Genomic DNA, 18,780 nt, shown 5'->3' with positions numbered 1-18,780 from the left:
GCGCGGCGCGGCCGGCGCTGGCAGCTCCGCACGCGCAAAGGCGCTTTCGGCGCGCCCGCCCGTCAGCTTCGCGTGGACCTTGTCGGCCAGCGCGCTGCGCGCGGCCAGGTCGCGCAGCCAGTTGATCGGTATCGCGAAGCCCAGGTTCTGGGCCCCCTGGATGATGCTCGTGGTGATGCCGATCAGGCGTCCCTCCTCGTCGAACAGGCCACCTCCGCTCGACCCCGGCGAAATCGGTGCCGAGATCTGGACCAGCATCAAGTCGCCGTTCTGGTCCTTGCGCAGGCCCGAGAGCAGGCCGTCGCTCAAGGTCAGCTCCAGCCCTTGCGGATTGCCCAGCGCGTACACCCGCTGGCCCACCGTGAGTCTGTCGCTGTTTCCGATTTCGACCGCGGGCGCGGGCAGGTTCCGTGCGGTGATCTGGCACAGGTCGCGCGCCGGGTCGGCGTACTGCAGGCGCACCTCATAGATCACGTTGTCCCGCTTGATCACAGCTGCCTTGGCCTTGGCCAGCACGTGGCAGTTCGTCAGCAGCGTCTCCTTGGCAATCACCACCGCGCTTCCCTGGCCGATCGGGGCACCGGTCGCATCGAAGATGAAAACGCGCCACACGCTGGGCGCCGCCTTGGCGTAGAACTGGTCAGGTGGCAGCGCCGCGCTTGCGCCGGCCATCGCTCCGGCCAGCGCAAGCGCCGCGGCGACACCCAGCAAGCCAGTTGACGTAGGTTTGCCGCGACGATTCCTCCGCATCCGTCCCCCGTGGTAGTTGATATTTATTTACTACAAGTCTAGCAGTACGGATGCCGCTGCGCATTTGATGGCAGGCCCGGGCGTGGTAACTACGCAAAAAAAAAAGCCCCGGCGCGGGCCGGGGCCTGTGGCAGGGCTCGGTCGTCCCTTACTTGTTCGCGCGTACCGATTGCAGGATCGGCTGCAGCACCGCAGCGCCCAGTCGTGCGCTGCGTGCGCCATCCCAACCCACCTGCGGGTCCGGGTCATTGGCGTTGTCCTTGAACGGCAGCTCCAGCGTCAGCGACAGGCAACCAAAGCGGTGCGTGATGTGCGGCGAGCCCATGGTCAGGGTCTCGTCGTTGAACTGCTCCTTCGGATAGCCGTGGACATCCTGGAAGTCAGGGCTGGCGATCTTGAAGTCGTCCACGAAGCGCTTCTGCATCGCCGCCTGCTCGGCGGTGAAGGTCGGCAGTTCGTCGCTGCCTGCCACGAACACGTAGGGCAGGCCCTCGTCGCCGTGGATGTCCAGGAACAGGTCGACCCCGGTTTCCTTCATCTTCTCCAGCACCAGATAGACCTCGGGGCTGCGCTCCATCGACGGGTTCAGCCACTCGCGGTTCAGGTTGGCGCCGGCGGCGTTGGTGCGCAGGTTGCCGCGCACGGAGCCGTCCGGGTTCATGTTCGGCACCACGTAGAACACGGTCTCGTTCAGCAGCTGGCGGCCGAACGGGTGGGCCGGGTCGAGCAGGGAATCAAGCATGCCCTCGACGAACCATTCGGCCATCGTCTCGCCCGGGTGCTGGCGCGCGATCACCCATACCTTCTTCTTCTCAGCGGCAGGTTCGCCGATCACCAGCATGTTCAGGTCGCGGCCATCGATCGTATTGCCCAGATCGACCATGCGCACATGCTCGGACATTTGGGCGCGGTCCAGCAGCTCCAGGTGGCGTTCCCACGAATAGGGCTCGAAGTAGGCGTAGTAGACGCTGTCCATGCCCGGAGTGTGCTCGATGGTCATGACGCTGCCGTCGTAAGAAGTTGGCACGCGGAACCAGTTCACGCGGTCATAGCTGGCCATCGCCTGGTAGTCTTCCCAGCCTTTCGGATATGCAGCCTTGCCGGCATTGAGCAGGCGAATCGTGCATGGCTCGCCTTGCGCGCCCTGCAGCCGGAAGTAAAACCACTGGGTGATATCGGCGTGCGAGTCTTTACGGATGTTCAGTTCGATCGCGTTGGCACTTTTGGCGCTGACCACTTCGATGGCGCCAGCATCGAACTGGCTGCTGATCTTGATAGACATGGTGAGTCTCATGAGTTGAGGGTGAAGGCGAGATAATACTAAACTTTCCGGTTGAGGAAGTTTGAGATAGCCTGCGGCTGATCAACTGGGGCTGCGCGCACTTTTGATACCTTCGGTGACTGTACGCGCAACACCACTTTTGGGAACCCGAGCATGTCCGTCATCCGTTTCTCGCACGCAGAAGTCACCAGCATCAACCGCCGCGGATTCTGGCTCCAGTGCCGCGGGGAAGAACTGTATCTGCCGTTTGCCGAATTTCCCCAGTTCGAGCATGCCACCGTGCAGCAGATTTGCCTCGTCGTAAGCCCCAGCGACGCACGCCTGTACTGGCCCGGGCTTGACATCGACCTTTCGCTCGACGCCATCCGCGATCCGATGGCCGCTTCGGGCCGCCGGCCGAGGTACCGCTGCTGACGCGAGTGGATCGTGCGGCTTATCGGAGGGCGGGGTGCGCACCTGTGCGCACGCTGTACGGTTGCCCAGAGTTTGCGTCCGCGTGCGCACGGGTCCTCGCCGGCCGCGCGCCCCCTACGACCCTCAAGCGCACGTAGTCACCACGTTTAACCGCGCGTCAGCACAAGCCGCCAAACCTTTCGTAGAAGGCCGCATCCGCCTGCAGCGCCTGCTCATCTTCACGCCGCAGCACAGCCATCAGGTATTCCTCGGCCTGTTCGAAAACAAGGTGGTAGATGTCGCGCGCCAGCTCATAGGCATCCGACCCGGGCCACGGCGCCGGCAGCAGTTCGAGCGGCAGCATCGGGTCGTGCAGCTGCACGCGCCGGTAGGCATGGATCAGGAGCGAGCGGATCGCAAACGCCGCCTGCTGGCCAACGTTCTGGTCTTTGCGCAGCAGGGCCAGGAGCGGCGCGAAGCGCTCGCTGAACTGGCGGTACGCCGCGATCACCGGCGCCAGGTCCCAGCCATCGTTCACCAGTTCGCGTAGCGGACGTGCCCCGATGCCCGGCAGCTCATCGACGCTGCAGGCGAACACCTTGCCAACGGCGCCGACGCGCGCCATCACTTCGGCCAGGCTCTCCACGTTCGGCGCGGGATGCGCGAGCACCCCCGGCGCCAGCATCGAAAAACCTTCCCATTGCAGCTCCTTGCGCACGGCCGCGCGCAGGTCGGCGTCGATGCTGCCGTTGGGCGCAATCAGCAGGGTCCAGCGTCCGTCCCAGTCCAGCCCGGGCTTGGCATAGATGCGGTGGTTGGCGCGCTCCAGGCGCGGCAGCGCGCGCGGCTCAAGGGCGTAGCGGCTGCGCCGGCCTTCGCGGCTGGCCATCAGCCAGCCTTCCTGAACCAGCCGGAACACGCTGGTGCGTACCAGGCGGTCGGCCAGGCCGAGTGGGGCCAGCAGTTCGATCAGGCTGCCCAGCCAGATCGCGCCGCCGTGGGCTGCCACCGAATCGCCAAACACCGTCATCACCAGCGACTTGGCGCGTGGCGGATCCTGGGCGAGGAATTGCGCGACCCATTCGTCGCTTGAAAGTTGCTTCATGTTATTAACTTGCTGTGCTCTCTCAATATGATTCAAAAATTCGTTGCGCATCTCGATTTTTGTATCGTATTATCCTTTCACGACGTTTGCAATGGGAGAAGCACCATGTACGCACAGATGGTGGAGACGGGCCTGAAAAAGGTCCAGGCTGTTGAAGACATGAGCGCCGAGGAACAGGCGTTCCAGGCCCGCATCGATGCCGGTGTCAAGATCGAACCCAAGGACTGGATGCCGGAGGCCTACCGCAAGACGCTGGTCCGGCAGATTTCCCAGCATGCGCACTCCGAGATCGTCGGCCAGCTCCCCGAGGGCAACTGGGTCACGCGTGCGCCGACCTTGAAGCGCAAATCGATCCTGCTGGCCAAGATCCAGGACGAGGCGGGCCATGGCCTGTACCTGTACAGCGCTGCCGAAACGCTGGGTGTCTCGCGCGACGAACTGCTGGACGCCCTCCATTCGGGCAAGGCCAAATACTCGAGCATCTTCAATTACCCGACCCTTACCTGGGCCGACATCGGCGCGATCGGCTGGCTGGTCGATGGCGCTGCGATCATCAACCAGGTGCCGCTGTGCCGCTGCTCGTACGGTCCGTACTCGCGCGCCATGATCCGCGTCTGCAAGGAAGAGGCGTTCCACGCGCGCCAGGGCTACGACATCATGATGAAGCTGGCCCAGGGCTCGCCCGAGCAAAAGGCGATGGCCCAGGATGCCCTTAACCGCTGGTGGTGGCCGTCGCTGATGATGTTCGGTCCGTCGGACGCGAATTCGGTCAACAGCGCGCAATCGGCCCAATGGCGCATCAAGCTGTTCTCCAACGACGAACTGCGCCAGCGCATGGTCGACCAGACCGTGCCGCAGGCCGAATTCCTCGGCCTGACGGTTCCCGACCCCGATCTCAAATGGAACGAGGAACGCGGCCACTACGACTTTGGCGAGATCGACTGGGAAGAATTCCACAACGTCCTGAAAGGGAACGGCCCCTGCAACCGCGAGCGCCTGCGCACCCGCGTCAAGGCCTACGAAGACGGCCAATGGTTCCGCGACGCGTTGGTCGCCCACGCCGACAAACAAGCCGCCCGCAAGGCCGCGTAGGGTGGGCGGGGTGAGGCTGGCCAGTGGCCGGCCGAACGAACGCCCACGCGTTCAACCGGCCAAAGCGCAGCCGCGACAAAAGAATTTGAAGGAGATAGCAATGAGCAAAGAATGGCCGCTGTGGGAAGTTTTCATCCGCAGCCAGCACGGCCTGGCACACAAGCACGTAGGCAGCCTGCACGCGCCTGACGCCGAAATGGCGATCAACAATGCGCGCGACGTCTACACGCGCCGCAACGAAGGCGTCTCGATCTGGGTGGTGAGGGCAAGCGACATCGTCGCCAGCAGCCCGTTCGACAAAGAGGCGCTGTTCGAGCCGTCCAACAGCAAGGTCTATCGTCACCCGACGTTCTTCCCGATCCCGGAAGAAGTCAAGAACCTGTGAGCGCGCGGCCATGAACCAGAAGTTCGAATACCTGCTGCGCCAGGGCGACAACGCGCTGATCCTGGCCCAGCAGCTGTGCCAGTGGTGCGGCAAGGGCCCTGCGCTGGAAGAGGATATGGCGCTGTCGAATATCGCGCTGGACCTGCTGGGCCAGACCCGCATGTGGCTGGCCTATGCCGGCGAACTCGAAGGCAGCGGCCGTGACGAGGACAAGCTCGCCTTCCTGCGCGATGCCGGACAATACCGCAACTGCCTGCTGGTGGAGCAGCCGAACGGCGACTACGCGCAGACCCTGATGCGCCAGTTCTTCTTCGACACCTGGCACTACTTCCTGATCGAAGGGCTGACCCGTTCGAGCGATGCGCGCATTGCCGAAATCGCCGAAAAGTCGCTCAAGGAAGTGACCTACCACCTGCGCCGTTCGAGCGACCTGGTGGTGCGCCTGGGCGACGGCACCGGTGTCAGCCACGCCAAGATGCAGGCGGCGGCCGACGAGCTGTGGACCTACACCGGCGAGATGTTCATCTACGACGACATCGATGTGGCGATGGTGGAGCAGGGCGTGGCCCCGGCCGCCAACACGCTGCGCGAAGCCTTCCTGCGGGCCGTAGCAGAAGTGTTTGGCGAAGCGACCTTGACGATGCCATCGCCGGACGCCTACATGCAGCGCGGCGGCAAGCAGGGCCGGCACACTGAGCGCCTGGGTTACATCCTGGCCGAGATGCAGTTCCTGCAGCGCGCCTATCCCGGCGTGGAGTGGTGATGGACACGCAGCCTGCCAGCGTCGAGCAGGTCTGGGCCTGGCTCGGCGAGGTGCCGGACCCCGAGATTCCCGTGATCTCGGTGGTGGACCTGGGCATCGTGCGCGACGTGCGCTTTGACGCGGGCGAATGCGTGGTGACGATCACCCCGACCTACTCCGGCTGCCCGGCGATGGAAGTGATCGCCGAATCGGTGACCGGAGCGCTGCAAGAGCGCGGGCTTCACAAGGTGCGCCTGGTGACCAGGCTGTCGCCCGCATGGACCACCGACTGGATGAGCGAAGCCGGCAAGGCCGCGCTCAAGGGCTACGGCATCGCACCGCCGGCGCAGAAGGCGATCGACATCAGCAGCCTGCAATCCTGGCGCACGCGCCATGCGGAGCCGGAAGTCGCCTGCCCGCACTGCGGATCGCAGCACACCCAGCTCACCAGCCAGTTCGGCTCGACGCCGTGCAAGGCGCTCTACAAGTGCCTCGACTGCCGCGAGCCTTTCGATTACTTCAAGTGCCATTAAGGCCGACCATGAGCAAATTCTATCCACTGACCGTGGCGAAGGTGAAGCACGAGACGCGCGACGCCATCGCGGTGACCTTCGACGTACCGGAACAACTGAAAGAAGCCTTCGCCTACCAGCAGGGCCAGCACCTGACGCTGCGCGCCATGATCGACGGCGAAGACGTGCGTCGCTCGTATTCGATCTGTTCAGGCGTGCAGGACGACCTGCTGCGCGTGGCCATCAAGCGCACCCCCGGCGGCCAGTTCTCGACCTGGGCCAACGCGACCCTCAAGCCCGGCGCCACGCTTGAAGTGATGCCGCCGATGGGGCACTTCAACGTGCCGCTCGATTCGCAAAGCGCGCGCCACTACTTGGCCTTTGCTGCCGGCAGCGGCATCACGCCCATCCTCTCGATCATCAAGACCACCTTGCTGGCCGAGCCGAAGAGCACGTTCACACTGTTCTACGGGAACCGCGCGTCGTCGTCGGTGATATTCCGCGACGAGCTGACGGACCTGAAGGATGCCTACCTGCAGCGCCTGAACCTGGTCTACGTGATGAGCCGCGAGCAGCAGGACATTGAACTGTTCAACGGCCGCATCACCAAGGAAAAGTGCCAGCAGTTCCTGAAGCACTGGATCCGCGCCGAGGATTTCGACGTGGCCTTCATCTGCGGCCCGGAAGACATGATGCACGGCGTGTCGGCGGCCTTGCAGGAAGCCGGAATGCCGAAGGAGCGCATCCGGATCGAGCTGTTCGCATCGAGCATTCCAAAGCACGAACGCAAGCCGCGGCCGGTGGAGGCGGGGGCCAATCATCAGACCGAAGTCACGGTGATCATGGACGGCAGCCATGTCAGCTTCACTATGGACAAGGAGAAGGAATCGATTCTCGATGCCGGTCTGCGTGCTGGCATCGACATGCGCTACTCGTGCAAAGGCGGCGTTTGCTCGACCTGCCGCTGCAAGGTGCTCGAGGGCGAAGTGGAGATGGACGTGAACTACGCGCTGGAAGACTACGAAGTGCGGCGCGGCTTCGTGCTGAGCTGCCAGAGCTTTCCGATCGCCGACAAGGTAGTCGTCGATTTCGACGTGGCTGAATAAGAACCGTCGTTCCCGCGAAGGCGGGAACCCATGCTGAGCTTGAAGATACGCGACTTCTTTGCATTGAACCGAAGAGGCGAATGGTCTATGGGTTCCCGCCTCCGCGGGAGCGACGGAATCAACAAAACCGACGGAGACAACAATGACCTATGAATCCATCCAGTTCAGGATCGAGAACGGTATCGCCGTCCTGACCTTGAACCGTCCCGAACGCCTGAACAGCTTCACCCAGGCGATGCACCTCGAAGTGCGCGATGCCTTAACCAGGCTCCAGGCCGACAAGTCCGCCCGCGTGCTGGTATTGACCGGTGCCGGCCGCGGCTTTTGCGCTGGCCAGGACCTGAACGACCGCGCCGTGGAACCGGGCGCGCCGGGCGTGGACCTGGGCGAATCGGTCGAAAAATTCTATGCCCCGCTGGTCCTGGCGATCAAGAACCTGCCGATGCCCGTCATCTGCGCGGTCAACGGCGTGGCCGCCGGGGCGGGCGCCAACCTGGCGCTGGCATGCGACATCGTACTGGCCGCCAAATCGGCCAGCTTCATCGAAGCCTTCTGCAAACTCGGCCTGATCCCCGACACCGGTGGCACCTGGCACCTGCCGCGCCTGGTCGGCCCGGCGCGCGCGCTGGGATTGGCCCTGCTGGGCGACAAACTCCCCGCCGAAAAGGCCGAGCAATGGGGCCTGATCTGGCGCTGCGTGCCCGACGAATCGCTGATGGACGAAGCGATGGCGATGGCAACGCACTTTGCGACGGCTCCCACCAAAGGACTGGCATTCACCAAGAAGGCCATGCAGGAAAGCTTTGCCAACACGCTGCCCGAGCAGCTCCAGCTGGAAGCGCAAATGATGCGCGAACTGGGCTACAGCCACGACTACCGCGAAGGCGTGGCGGCTTTCATCGCCAAGCGTCCGGCACAGTTCAAGGGAGAATGAGATGACCCAGGCACTCGCAAAAGGCAGCATCGTCGCCGTGATCGGCGCCGGCGCCATGGGTTGCGGCATTGCGCAAGTGGCCGCGGCGGCAGGACACCAGGTAAGGCTGTTCGACACGCGCCAGGACGCGGCTGCGAAGGCCGTCGCCGAGATCGGCAAAACGTACGGCAAGCTGGTCGAAAAGGGACGCATGGGCGCGACCGAGGCCGATCTGGCGCGCGAACGCCTGCATGCAGTGGGCAGTCTTGGCGACGTGGCCGGCGCCTCGCTGGTGGTCGAAGCGATCGTCGAGAACCTGGACGTCAAGCGCAAGCTGTTCATGGAACTGGAGGAGATTGTCGGCGACGACTGCATCCTCGCCACCAACACGTCGTCGATCTCGGTGACCGCGATCGCGGCACCGCTGCGCCATCCGCAGCGGCTGGTCGGCATGCACTTCTTTAACCCGGTGCCGTTGATGGCGCTGGTCGAGGTGATCTCGGGCCTGGCTACCGACAAGGGCGTGGCGGACGTGGTGTTCGCAACCGCCGAGAGCTGGGGCAAGCACCCTGCCCATGCCAAATCCACGCCGGGCTTCATCGTCAACCGCGTCGCCCGCCCGTACTACGCGGAAGCGCTGCGGCTGCTGTCCGAGCGCGCTGCCGACCCGGCCACGCTCGATGCTGTGATGCGCGATTGCGGCGGTTTTCGCATGGGGCCGTTCGAGCTGATGGACCTGATCGGCCACGACGTGAACTTTGCCGTGACCCAGTCCGTGTTCAACGCCTATTTCGGCGACCCGCGCTTCACGCCTTCGATCATCCAGCAGGAGCTGCTCAATGCCGGCTTCCTCGGGCGCAAAGCCGGCCGCGGTTTTTTCCACTATGGCGAAAACGCACAGAAGGCCGAACCGCAGGTCGAGCCACCGCAGCCGTATCCCTCGAAGGTCGTCCTGTGCGTGGCGCCGGAGGACGTCGGCGCCGCCGAGTCGATCGCGCGGCGTTTGCAAGCGGCTGGCGTTGAAGTCGAGCGTCAACAGGCATCCGCAACCGCCCTTCATTGCAACGGCGCCGCGATCTACCTGACCGACGGGCGTACCGCCACCGAACGCGCAGCGGCCGACTGGCACGCGGACACGGTGCTGTATGACTTGCTGCTCGACCCGGCCACGGCCAAGCGCGTTGCGCTCACGCGCGCCGACCAGTGCGGCACTGCAGCCTGGCAGTCGGCCGTTGGCCTGTTCCAGGCCGCCGGCTTTGCCGTCACGCGCCTGGACGACGTGCCGGGCATGGCCGTGATGCGCACCGTCGCCATGCTGGCCAACGAAGCCGCCGACGCCGTCAACCAGGGCGTGTGCAGCGCGAGCGCGGTCGACGTGGCGATGCAAAAGGGTGTCAACTACCCACGCGGCCCGCTGGCCTGGGCCGATACAGTGGGGCTGGCGCAGATTGTCGCCGTTCTTTCGAATCTCGCGGCCACCTACGGCGAAGACCGCTACCGCGTCTCGCCGCTGCTGCGCCGCAAAGTCGCCGGTAATTCGGCTGGAGCACGTTTTCATGCATAGCGATCCACAGGCGCTGGCCGAACTGGCCGGCAAGACGATGTACGAACGCGACCCCGCCAGCCAGGCGCTCGGCATGACGCTGGACGAAATCCGCCCGGGCTATGCGCGCATGTCGATGCGCGTGCGTGGCGACATGCTCAACGGGCATGCCACCTGCCATGGCGGCTACATCTTCATGCTGGCCGACAGCGCGTTCGCGTTCGCCTGCAACTCGCACAATTTCACTACCGTGGGCGCCGGCTGCAGCATCGATTACCTGGCCCCGGCTCGCGAAGGCGACCTGTTGACGGCCGAGGCGGTGGAACAGGCGCTGCTCGGCAAAACCGGTGTCTACGACATCACGGTAATCAATCAGGAAGGGCGCAAGATCGCGCTTTTCCGTGGCAAGTCGCACCGTGTGAACGGGCTGGTGGCTGAAGTAGCCGCCTGAATCAAAACGAAGGAGGAGTTCTGAGATGGTTCAACGTACACCCGCTCCAGGCGAGCTGGAACCGATCGAGCGCGCCAGCCGCGACGAGCTGCAGGCGCTGCAGCTCGAGCGCCTGAAGTGGTCGCTCAGGCACGCATACGACAACGTGCCGCACTACCGAGCGTCGTTCGACGCGGCGGGTGTGCATCCCGACGATCTCAAGTCCTTGAGCGACCTGGCGCGGTTCCCGTTCACGGACAAGAAGACCCTGCGCGACAACTACCCGTTTGGCCTGTTCGCCGTGCCGCGCGAACAGGTGACGCGCGTGCACGCCTCCTCCGGCACCACCGGCAAACCAACCGTGGTCGGCTACACCAAGAACGATATCGACAACTGGGCCGACCTGGTCGCGCGCTCGATCCGGGCCGCGGGTGGACGGCCGGGCGACATGGTACATGTGGCCTACGGCTACGGCCTGTTCACCGGCGGCCTGGGCGCGCACTACGGCGCCGAACGGCTCGGCTGCACCGTGGTGCCGATGTCCGGCGGGCAGACCGAAAAGCAGGTGCAGCTGATCTGCGACTTCAAGCCGTCGATCATCATGGTCACGCCGTCGTACATGCTCAACATAATCGAGGAATTCGCGCGCCAGGGACTGGACGCCGCCGCATCCTCGATCAAGGTCGGCATCTTCGGCGCGGAGCCGTGGACCGACGCGATGCGCCGCGAGATCGAAGCGCGCGCCGGCATCGACGCGGTCGACATCTACGGTCTGTCCGAAGTCATGGGGCCGGGCGTCGCGAGCGAGTGCATCGAAAGCAAGGACGGCCCGGTGATCTGGGAAGACCATTTCTACCCCGAGATCATCGACCCCGAGACCGGCGAGGTGCTGCCCGACGGGGAAGAGGGCGAACTGGTATTCACATCCTTGAGCAAGGAAGCGCTGCCGATCATCCGCTACCGCACCCGCGACCTTACCTGCCTGCTGCCGCCGACCTCGCGCTCGATGCGGCGCATGGGCCGGATTACCGGGCGCTCAGACGACATGCTGATCATCCGCGGGGTTAACGTGTTCCCGAGCCAGATTGAGGAACTGATCTTGAAGATGCCCGCGCTGGCTCCGCAGTATCAACTGGTGCTCACGCGCGACGGCCATCTCGACAGCCTGGAGGTGATTGCCGAAGTACGCGCCGCAGGAGTGGATTTGGACGCGATGCCGGGCCTGTCGCGCGAACTGCAGCACATGATCAAGACCTACGTGGGCGTCACTACCCGGGTGACGCTGCTGCCGTCGAACGGCATCGAGCGCAGCACCACAGGCAAGGCGCGGCGCGTCATCGACAAGCGCCCCAAAAGCTGAACGAGGAGATATCAAATGAACGAAGCATTTATCTGCGACGCCATTCGCACACCCTTCGGCCGCTACGGCGGCTCCCTGGCCAGCGTTCGCGCCGACGACCTGGCCGCGCTGCCGATCGCAGCGCTTATCGACCGTAACAGCGGCGTGGACTGGGCTGCGGTGGATGACCTGTACTACGGCTGCGCCAACCAGGCAGGAGAAGACAACCGCAACGTTGGCCACATGGCGGGCCTGCTGGCCGGCCTGCCGCCCGATGTGCCGGGCAATACCATCAACCGCCTGTGCGGTTCGAGCCTGGACGCGGTAGGCACCGGCGCGCGTGCCATTCGCGCTGGCGAGGCGAACCTCATCATTGGCGGCGGCGTGGAGAGCATGAGCCGTGCGCCTTTCGTGATGGGCAAGGCCGACAGCGCATTCTCGCGCGCGGCCAAGATCGAAGACACCACGATCGGCTGGCGCTTCGTCAATCCGCTTATGAAGGCGAAGTACGGCATCGACTCGATGCCGGAGACGGCCGAGAACGTGGCGCGCGAATTCAACATCAACCGCGCCGACCAGGATGCGTTTGCGGTGCGCAGCCAGCAGCGCTGGGCCCGGGCGAATGCCGCCGGTGTCTTCAAGGACGAGATCGTGCCGGTGACGATCCACGGAAAAAAAGGTGAATCGCGCGTGTTCGACACTGACGAGCACCCGCGTCCGGACACCACGATCGAGGCGCTGGCCAGGCTCAAGGGCGTGGTCGCGCCGGACGGCAGCGTCACCGCTGGTAATGCATCGGGCGTGAACGACGGCGCGTGCGCGCTGCTGCTCGCATCCGGCGAGGCAGCGAGCCGCTACGGCCTCACGCCACGTGCACGCATCGTCGGCATGGCCACGGCCGGTCTTGCGCCGCGCATCATGGGCTTTGGTCCTTCACCCGCATCCAAAAAAGTGCTGGCCCAGACCGGATTGACGATCGGGCAGATGGACGTGATCGAACTGAACGAGGCTTTCGCCGCGCAGGCGCTTGCCGTCACCCGCGATCTCGGTCTGCCGGACGATGCCGAGCATGTGAACCCGAACGGCGGCGCGATCGCGATCGGCCATCCGCTGGGCGCGTCCGGCGCGCGGCTGGTTATTACGGCGGTGAACGAGCTGCACCGCAGGGGCGGCCGCTATGCGCTGTGCACGATGTGCATCGGCGTAGGCCAGGGCATTGCATTGATCATCGAGCGCGTGTGATGGTGAAGGTCTACGAAATCGATGGCGTGCGGCCGGTGGTGCACCCCACCGCCTACGTGCACCCGACCGCGGTGCTGGTCGGCGACGTGATTGTCGGCCCACGCTGCTACGTCGGCCCGCTGGCTTCGCTGCGCGGCGACTTCGGCCGGCTGATCCTGGAAGAAGGCGCCAACGTGCAGGACACGTGCGTGATGCACGGCTTTCCGGAGGATGACACGGTCGTGGAGGTGGACGGCCACATTGGACACGGCGCGGTGCTGCACGGCTGCCGTGTGGGGCGCAATGCAATGGTCGGCATGAACGCGGTGGTGATGGACAAGGCGGTCGTCGGCGCAGAATCGATCGTCGGCGCCATGGCTTTCGTGAAGGCCGGGATGGCGATCCCGCCGCGCAGCCTGGTGCTGGGCGCGCCGGCGCGTGTGGTGCGCGAGGTGACGGACGAGGAGATCAAGTGGAAGAGCTTCGGCACGAAGCAGTACCACGACCTGAATGTGCGTTCGATGCAGACGCTGCGCGAAGTCGAGGCGCTCACTGAAGTGGAGCCTGACCGCCGCCGCATCGAATTCGGGGCGGACGCGCACCGGACAAAAACGTAACCGTCGTTCCCGCCACTGGCGGAAACGACTTCCCGCGAAGGCGCCGCGCATGCGCGGCCCCATGCAGACGCCGCATTCTTGAGGCGTTTGCAAACACCGCTCAAACTCAGCATGGGTTCCCGCCTTCGCGGGAACGACGGCCAACAAAGGAATGAACCTGACTGGAGATCGGAATATGGAAAACGTATCGACCCTGCAAAGCCTGATCGCCGGCCACTGGCTCGGCACCGACGCACACACGCCGCTGCACAGCGCCCTGAACAACAAGCTGATCTACCATACCCACGCCGAAAAAATCGACTTCGGCGAAGCCGTCACCTACGCCCGCAAAACCGGCGTCAAGGAGCTGATGAAGCTCGACTTTCAGAAGCGCGCACAGTGTTTGAAAGCCCTCGCGTTCTACCTCATGGAGCGCAAGGAAGAACTGTACGAGATATCGCACCTGACGGGCGCCACACGCCCGGACAGCTGGATCGACGTCGAAGGCGGCATCGGCACGCTGTTCGCATACGCCAGCATGGGCAGCCGTGAACTGCCTTCGTCGAACGTGCTGCACGAAGGCCCGGCCATGGCGCTCGGCAAACGCGGCGGCTTCGCCGGCACCCACATCCTGGTGCCGCGCGGCGGCCTTGCGGTTCACATCAACGCCTTTAACTTCCCGATCTGGGGCCTGCTCGAAAAATTCGCGCCGAGCTTCCTGGCCGCGATGCCGTGCATCGCCAAGCCGGCCACCGCGACCAGCTATCTGGCGCAGGCGGTGGTGAAGATGATGATGGAGTCTGGCCTGCTGCCAGAGGGCAGCCTGCAACTCGTCATCGGCGCTACCTACGACCTGCTCGATCGCCTGACCGGCTTTGATGCCGTTACCTTCACCGGCTCGGCCGACACCGCCGCCAAGCTGCGCGCCAACCCGAACCTGATCAAGAATTCGGTGCCGTTCACCGCCGAAGCCGACTCGCTCAACTGCGCGGTCCTGGCGCCGGACGTTACCCCGGACGACCCCGAGTTCGACCTGTTCGTCAAGGAAGTCGCGCGCGAGATGACCGCCAAGGCCGGCCAGAAGTGCACGGCGATCCGCCGCGTCATCGTGCCCGAGCAGCACGCACAGGCCGTAGGCGAGCGCCTGCGCGCGCGGCTGGCCAAGGTCGTTGTCGGCAATCCGAAGATGGAAGGCGTGCGCATGGGCGCGCTCGCTTCGATGGACCAGTACCGCGACGTGAGCGAGCGCGTCGAGCTGCTCGCGAGCGGCAACGAGGTGCTGTTCAGCGCGCGCGACGGATTCAGTCCGGTGGGCGAAGACGCCGCTAGCGGCGCCTTCTTCTCGCCGACGCTGCTCCTGTGCCGCAACGCCATGACCAACGACGCGGTGCATGACATTGAAGCCTTCGGCCCGGTCAGCACGCTGATGACATATCGCGACATCGACGAGGCGCTGGAACTGGCCGCGCGCGGCAAGGGCAGCCTTGTCACCACGCTCGCGACCAAGGACCCGTCGATCGCCGCGCATGCGGTGCCGATGATGGCCGCCTCGCACGGCCGTGTACTGATCCTGGACCGCGAGGCCTCGGTCGACTCCACCGGCCACGGTTCGCCGCTGCCGCAACTTAAGCACGGTGGCCCGGGCCGCGCGGGTGGAGGCGAAGAGCTGGGCGGCATTCGCGCCGTGAAGCACTTCCTGCAGCGCGCCGCGGTGCAGGGCTCGCCGACGATGCTCAGTAGCGTAACCGGCGAATACGTGCGCGGCGGCGCCGTCAAGGAATCCGAGGTGCATCCGTTCCGTCGCTACTTCGAAGACCTGGAGATCGGCCACTCGCTGCTCACGCACCGCCGCACCGTGAGCGAGGCGGACATCGTCAACTTCGGCGGCATCTCGGGCGACTTCTTCTACATGCATTTCGACGAGATCGCGGCCAAGGATTCGCAGTTCGGAAAACGGATCGCGCACGGCTACTTCGTGCTGTCGGCAGCGGCGGGACTGTTCGTGTCGCCCGCGCCGGGACCGGTGCTGGCCAACTACGGCCTGGATAACCTGCGCTTCGTGGCGCCGGTGGCGATTGGCGACACCATCCGTGCGCGACTGACCTGCAAGCGCAAGGTCGACCGCAACCGTACCGACGAGCGTGGCATCGGGCAGGGCGTGGTGGCGTGGGATGTGCAGGTCACCAACCAGAATGACGAGCTGGTGGCCAGTTATGATATTTTGACGCTTGTTCAAAAGCGCGGTTGATCAGGCCCTGTCTGAACGCGTGGGCGGGTCTTCCCGCCCACGCGTTCAACCGGAATGCGAGCTGCCGCTACTCCAACCGAAAGAGGCTCCATGCCAAAACTTGATCTGAACAATATCCCGCGGCGCACGGGGACCAACTACCCCGAGCAATTTGCCGAGCAAATGAAAGGCCGCATTCGCCAGGCCTTAGGCAATGCAGGCGGCCTGACTCAGTTCGGCGTCAACCTGCTGCAGCTTCCGCCGGGCGCCTGGTCGGCCCAGCGCCACTGGCACTCGGCGGAAGATGAATTTGTTTATATCGTATCGGGCGAGGTGGTGCTGGTCACCGACGAAGGCGAGCAGGTCATGCGCGCCGGCGACTGCGCCGCATTCCCCGCGAACGCGGAAAATGGCCATCATCTGGTCAATCGCGGCGAGTCGATGGCCGTGTGCCTTGAGGTGGGGACGAGGAATCCAGAGAACGACCGTGCCGTTTATCCGGACATCGACATGCTCTACGATGGCAAGACCAAACGCTACCTGCACAAGGATGGCACGCCGTATCCGGAGCGCTGACAAGCTCTAGATCGCCCGCGCCACCTGGACGATGACGAGGGCGGACGGGATCAGCAGGAACTGCGCGAGAATGGTTCCAGCGAGCCGGCTCCCCACCAGCCAGACCACGGCCTTGCGGAATTGGGATTCGCTCACGCGGCCTTCCACCGCATCGTCCGTCAAGCCAGACATGTGCGGATCGAGGAACAGCGCCATCATCACGGTCGCGCAGCCGTTGATGATGGAAGACAGCGTGCTCGAGGTGACCCGCACTGACGGATCGAGCGCGCCGGCATACAGCGCGGCGAACACGCCGACTGTCCACAACGCCACTGCCGCCACGTTCAGCAGCGTCATCGACAGCGAAACGCCCTCGCTCTTGCGCAGTCCCGTCACATTGCCGGCTGCAGGTACGGTCGCGGAATCCTTGATGTACGAGAGCCCGCCTTTGAAGAAGGCATGCAGGATCAGCCGCGGGATCGAACGGTGGGCCTGGAAGTGGTAGACGGCGCGGCAAAACACGCGCTGGAAGGTTGGAATCAGCAAAGCGCCCACGATGGTCGCGAACGAGGCCGCGACCAACAGCCAGCGGAAATCCGAGAGCAGGTCGGTCTGTGCGGTGCCCGCCAGTGTGGATTCGACCCGCTTGGCCAGGAACGGACCGAGGAAGGAATTGGATGTGCGCGAGAGGAGGGCGAGAAGACTGAACAGCGCCAGCGATACCGCGATGCGCCTGGTTCGTATTCCTGCGATGCGGACCGAATACGCCAGAGTCCCGATCAAGTGGATTACGAACGTGAGGAAGCAGATCAGCAGCAGCTGTTTGTCCATGCCCAGCCTTCATTTTTATTGTTGAACTAATATGCTGGCATGGATTGCACCCGAGGGCAATCGGGGGCGAGCGTCTGTCATCGGGTGACATAGCCAAAAAAACGGGGCGCGTAGCGCCCCGACCGCGTGCGCAGCAAAGCTGCACACCCTACGAATTGATCCGCGACGCGTCCCGTAGGGGGTGCGGGGCCGCCGAGGACCAGTGCGCACGCGGATTGCGAACACCATTAGCGGTTCAGCCAACAGGCCCACGGACCCGTGCGCAACGGGGCGCTTACCCTACGCAGCTCTTGAGCCGCGTCGACCCGCGTACCCGCTCGGTGCCTTAGCTTCCCAACTGCTGCCGCACCCGCGCAATCGCCGCGCGCACCTGGTTCGGCGCGGTGCCGCCGACATGGTCGCGCGCCGCCACCGAACCTTCCAGGGTCAGCACCGCAAACACATCGTCCTCGATCAGCGGCGAGAATTCGCGCAGGCGCTCGAGCGGCATCTCCGACAGGTCGCACTTGGCGTCGTCGCAGGCGCGCACCGCGCGTGCCACCGCTTCGTGCGCGTCGCGGAACGGCAGGCCCTTCTTGACCAGGTAGTCGGCCAGGTCGGTCGCGGTGGCGTAGCCCTGCAGAGCGGCGGCGCGCATCGCTTCCGGCTTGACGGTGATACCGCCTGCCATGTCGGTGAAGATGCGCAGCGTGTCGAGCACGGTGTCGACGGTGTCGAACAGCGGCTCCTTGTCTTCCTGGTTGTCCTTGTTGTAGGCCAGCGGCTGGCCCTTCATCAGGGTGAGCAGGCCCATCAAATGGCCGTACACGCGGCCGGTCTTGCCGCGCGCGAGCTCGGGCACGTCCGGGTTTTTCTTCTGCGGCATGATCGACGAGCCGGTGCAGAAGCGGTCGGCGATGTCGATGAAGCCGACGCGGGGGCTCATCCACAGGATCAGCTCTTCCGACATGCGCGAGACGTGCATCATGATCAGCGACGCGGCCGCGGTGAATTCGATCGCGAAGTCGCGGTCCGACACGGCGTCCAGCGAGTTGTGGCACACGTCCTCGAAGCCCAGCGTCCTGGCCACGCGCAGGCGGTCGATCGGGAAGGTGGTGCCGGCCAGCGCGGCCGCGCCCAGCGGCAGGCGGTTGACGCGGCGGCGCGCGTCCTGCATGCGTTCGGCGTCGCGCCCGAACATCTCCACGTAAGCCAGCATGTGGTGGCCAAAGGTGATCGGTTGCGCCACCTGCAGATGGGTGAAGCCCGGCAGGATGGTGTCGAAGTGGCGCTCGGCCAGATCGACCAGCGCGCCGCGCAGGCCGGCCAGGAGGGCCAGGATATCGTCGATCGCGGCACGTACATACAGGCGGATGTCGGTCGCCACCTGGTCGTTGCGCGAGCGGCCGGTGTGCAGGCGCTTGCCGGCGTCGCCCACCAGTTCGGTCAGGCGTTTTTCAATATTCAGGTGCACGTCTTCCAGGTCGAGCAGCCATTCGAAGCTGCCGGCCTCGATCTCGGAGCGGATCTGCGCCATGCCGCGCTCGATCTCGGTTTTGTCCTGTTCGCTGATGATGCCTTGCGCGGCCAGCATGTCGGCGTGGGCCAGCGAGCCCTGGATGTCGAACAGGGCCAGGCGTTTGTCGAAGAAGACCGAGGCGGTGTAGCGTTTGACGAGGTCCGAGACCGGTTCGGAGAAGCGCGCCGACCAGGCTTCGGCTTTTTTGGAGAGTTGTGCAGTCATGGTGGAATCCGTGTTGATTTTCTCGATTATAAACT

19 protein-coding genes are annotated in these 18,780 nt (G+C 64.6%); 14 read left to right on the top strand and 5 right to left on the bottom strand.

Features of this window, described 5'->3' with window-relative positions:
• Positions 1-750, bottom strand: a 750-nt coding sequence (locus E4O92_RS10775; RefSeq protein ID WP_135189775.1) for a S1C family serine protease, incomplete at its 3' end; no start/stop codon positions are given.
• A 148-nt stretch (positions 751-898) separates the two neighbouring features.
• A complete protein-coding gene (locus E4O92_RS10770; RefSeq protein ID WP_135189774.1) occupies positions 899-2,032 on the bottom strand; it encodes a M14 family metallopeptidase in 1,134 nt (377 codons plus the stop codon).
• A gap of 153 nt (positions 2,033-2,185) precedes the next feature.
• On the opposite strand from E4O92_RS10770, the gene E4O92_RS10765 reads away from it, so the two are divergent.
• Positions 2,186-2,446 carry a DUF2442 domain-containing protein gene (locus tag E4O92_RS10765; protein ID WP_135189773.1) on the top strand — a complete coding sequence of 87 codons (261 nt, stop codon included), beginning with the start codon at positions 2,186-2,188 and terminating at the stop codon, positions 2,444-2,446.
• A 157-nt stretch (positions 2,447-2,603) separates the two neighbouring features.
• Here the strand turns inward: E4O92_RS10765 and paaX are convergent, their stop codons facing one another.
• Positions 2,604-3,530, bottom strand: a complete 927-nt coding sequence (paaX, locus tag E4O92_RS10760; RefSeq protein WP_135189772.1) for a phenylacetic acid degradation operon negative regulatory protein PaaX — start codon at positions 3,528-3,530, stop codon at positions 2,604-2,606.
• 105 nt (positions 3,531-3,635) lie between these two features.
• Between paaX and paaA the strand changes: the two genes are divergently transcribed.
• The 13 genes from paaA (at position 3,636) to E4O92_RS10695 (ending at position 16,212) form a co-directional block, all read left to right on the top strand.
• Positions 3,636-4,622 (top strand): 1,2-phenylacetyl-CoA epoxidase subunit PaaA, encoded by a 987-nt coding sequence (paaA, locus tag E4O92_RS10755; RefSeq protein WP_135189771.1) that lies wholly within the window; start codon positions 3,636-3,638, stop codon positions 4,620-4,622.
• A gap of 100 nt (positions 4,623-4,722) precedes the next feature.
• Positions 4,723-5,007, top strand: coding sequence for a 1,2-phenylacetyl-CoA epoxidase subunit PaaB (gene paaB / locus E4O92_RS10750; protein ID WP_135189770.1), 285 nt, complete (start codon positions 4,723-4,725; stop codon positions 5,005-5,007).
• A gap of 10 nt (positions 5,008-5,017) precedes the next feature.
• Positions 5,018-5,770 carry a 1,2-phenylacetyl-CoA epoxidase subunit PaaC gene (gene paaC, locus E4O92_RS10745; protein WP_135189769.1) on the top strand — a complete coding sequence of 251 codons (753 nt, stop codon included), beginning with the start codon at positions 5,018-5,020 and terminating at the stop codon, positions 5,768-5,770.
• Entirely contained in the window at positions 5,770-6,282 is a 513-nt protein-coding gene (gene paaD / locus E4O92_RS10740; protein WP_135189768.1) for a 1,2-phenylacetyl-CoA epoxidase subunit PaaD, read from the top strand. The genes paaC and paaD overlap by 1 nt, the downstream gene beginning before the upstream one ends.
• Before the next feature lie 8 nt (positions 6,283-6,290).
• Positions 6,291-7,367, top strand: a complete 1,077-nt coding sequence (gene paaE, locus E4O92_RS10735) for a 1,2-phenylacetyl-CoA epoxidase subunit PaaE (protein ID WP_135189767.1) — start codon at positions 6,291-6,293, stop codon at positions 7,365-7,367.
• Positions 7,368-7,509: 142 nt separating this feature from the next.
• On the top strand, positions 7,510-8,301 hold the full coding sequence (paaG, locus tag E4O92_RS10730; RefSeq protein WP_135189766.1) for a 2-(1,2-epoxy-1,2-dihydrophenyl)acetyl-CoA isomerase PaaG: 792 nt from the start codon (positions 7,510-7,512) through the stop codon (positions 8,299-8,301).
• Between the two features lies 1 nt (position 8,302).
• Positions 8,303-9,844: a 3-hydroxyacyl-CoA dehydrogenase PaaH gene (gene paaH, locus E4O92_RS10725; protein WP_135189765.1), complete on the top strand. Its 1,542-nt coding sequence runs from the start codon at positions 8,303-8,305 to the stop codon at positions 9,842-9,844.
• Positions 9,837-10,274 carry a hydroxyphenylacetyl-CoA thioesterase PaaI gene (gene paaI, locus E4O92_RS10720; RefSeq protein ID WP_135189764.1) on the top strand — a complete coding sequence of 146 codons (438 nt, stop codon included), beginning with the start codon at positions 9,837-9,839 and terminating at the stop codon, positions 10,272-10,274. The genes paaH and paaI overlap by 8 nt, the downstream gene beginning before the upstream one ends.
• Positions 10,275-10,299: 25 nt before the next feature.
• On the top strand, positions 10,300-11,613 hold the full coding sequence (paaK, locus tag E4O92_RS10715; RefSeq protein WP_135189763.1) for a phenylacetate--CoA ligase PaaK: 1,314 nt from the start codon (positions 10,300-10,302) through the stop codon (positions 11,611-11,613).
• 15 nt (positions 11,614-11,628) lie between these two features.
• Positions 11,629-12,834 (top strand): 3-oxoadipyl-CoA thiolase, encoded by a 1,206-nt coding sequence (gene pcaF, locus E4O92_RS10710; protein WP_135189762.1) that lies wholly within the window; start codon positions 11,629-11,631, stop codon positions 12,832-12,834.
• The gene (gene paaY / locus E4O92_RS10705; RefSeq protein ID WP_135189761.1) at positions 12,834-13,430 is read left to right on the top strand and encodes a phenylacetic acid degradation protein PaaY; all 597 of its coding nucleotides are present in this window, start codon (positions 12,834-12,836) and stop codon (positions 13,428-13,430) included. The genes pcaF and paaY overlap by 1 nt, the downstream gene beginning before the upstream one ends.
• 175 nt (positions 13,431-13,605) lie before the next feature.
• Positions 13,606-15,657, top strand: coding sequence for a phenylacetic acid degradation bifunctional protein PaaZ (gene paaZ, locus E4O92_RS10700; RefSeq protein WP_135189760.1), 2,052 nt, complete (start codon positions 13,606-13,608; stop codon positions 15,655-15,657).
• A 90-nt stretch (positions 15,658-15,747) separates the two neighbouring features.
• Entirely contained in the window at positions 15,748-16,212 is a 465-nt protein-coding gene (locus E4O92_RS10695; RefSeq protein WP_135189759.1) for a cupin domain-containing protein, read from the top strand.
• 6 nt (positions 16,213-16,218) lie between these two features.
• On the opposite strand, the gene E4O92_RS10690 is transcribed toward E4O92_RS10695, so the two are convergent.
• Positions 16,219-17,022 carry a lipid II flippase Amj family protein gene (locus tag E4O92_RS10690; protein ID WP_135189758.1) on the bottom strand — a complete coding sequence of 268 codons (804 nt, stop codon included), beginning with the start codon at positions 17,020-17,022 and terminating at the stop codon, positions 16,219-16,221.
• A 325-nt stretch (positions 17,023-17,347) separates the two neighbouring features.
• Entirely contained in the window at positions 17,348-18,745 is a 1,398-nt protein-coding gene (gene argH / locus E4O92_RS10685; RefSeq protein ID WP_135189757.1) for an argininosuccinate lyase, read from the bottom strand.
• Positions 18,746-18,780 lie beyond the last annotated feature (35 nt).

Source organism: Massilia horti (assembly GCF_004614195.1).
Classification (GTDB): domain Bacteria; phylum Pseudomonadota; class Gammaproteobacteria; order Burkholderiales; family Burkholderiaceae_D; genus Telluria; species Telluria horti.
The sequence above is the reverse complement of the archived record's forward strand: the minus strand, read 5'-3'. Positions and strand labels throughout refer to the sequence as shown.

Bases quoted from the DNA above. Each gene is read 5' to 3' on its own strand.
- E4O92_RS10770 (WP_135189774.1), bottom strand. From the start codon at position 2,032: ATGTCTATCAAGATCAGCAGCCAGTTCGATGCTGGCGCCATCGAAGTG.
- E4O92_RS10765 (WP_135189773.1), top strand. From the start codon at position 2,186: ATGTCCGTCATCCGTTTCTCGCACGCAGAAGTCACCAGCATCAACCGC.
- paaX (WP_135189772.1), bottom strand. From the start codon at position 3,530: ATGAAGCAACTTTCAAGCGACGAATGGGTCGCGCAATTCCTCGCCCAG.
- paaA (WP_135189771.1), top strand. From the start codon at position 3,636: ATGTACGCACAGATGGTGGAGACGGGCCTGAAAAAGGTCCAGGCTGTT.
- paaB (WP_135189770.1), top strand. From the start codon at position 4,723: ATGAGCAAAGAATGGCCGCTGTGGGAAGTTTTCATCCGCAGCCAGCAC.
- paaC (WP_135189769.1), top strand. From the start codon at position 5,018: ATGAACCAGAAGTTCGAATACCTGCTGCGCCAGGGCGACAACGCGCTG.
- paaD (WP_135189768.1), top strand. From the start codon at position 5,770: ATGGACACGCAGCCTGCCAGCGTCGAGCAGGTCTGGGCCTGGCTCGGC.
- paaE (WP_135189767.1), top strand. From the start codon at position 6,291: ATGAGCAAATTCTATCCACTGACCGTGGCGAAGGTGAAGCACGAGACG.
- paaG (WP_135189766.1), top strand. From the start codon at position 7,510: ATGACCTATGAATCCATCCAGTTCAGGATCGAGAACGGTATCGCCGTC.
- paaH (WP_135189765.1), top strand. From the start codon at position 8,303: ATGACCCAGGCACTCGCAAAAGGCAGCATCGTCGCCGTGATCGGCGCC.
- paaI (WP_135189764.1), top strand. From the start codon at position 9,837: ATGCATAGCGATCCACAGGCGCTGGCCGAACTGGCCGGCAAGACGATG.
- paaK (WP_135189763.1), top strand. From the start codon at position 10,300: ATGGTTCAACGTACACCCGCTCCAGGCGAGCTGGAACCGATCGAGCGC.
- pcaF (WP_135189762.1), top strand. From the start codon at position 11,629: ATGAACGAAGCATTTATCTGCGACGCCATTCGCACACCCTTCGGCCGC.
- paaY (WP_135189761.1), top strand. From the start codon at position 12,834: ATGGTGAAGGTCTACGAAATCGATGGCGTGCGGCCGGTGGTGCACCCC.
- paaZ (WP_135189760.1), top strand. From the start codon at position 13,606: ATGGAAAACGTATCGACCCTGCAAAGCCTGATCGCCGGCCACTGGCTC.
- E4O92_RS10695 (WP_135189759.1), top strand. From the start codon at position 15,748: ATGCCAAAACTTGATCTGAACAATATCCCGCGGCGCACGGGGACCAAC.
- E4O92_RS10690 (WP_135189758.1), bottom strand. From the start codon at position 17,022: ATGGACAAACAGCTGCTGCTGATCTGCTTCCTCACGTTCGTAATCCAC.
- argH (WP_135189757.1), bottom strand. From the start codon at position 18,745: ATGACTGCACAACTCTCCAAAAAAGCCGAAGCCTGGTCGGCGCGCTTC.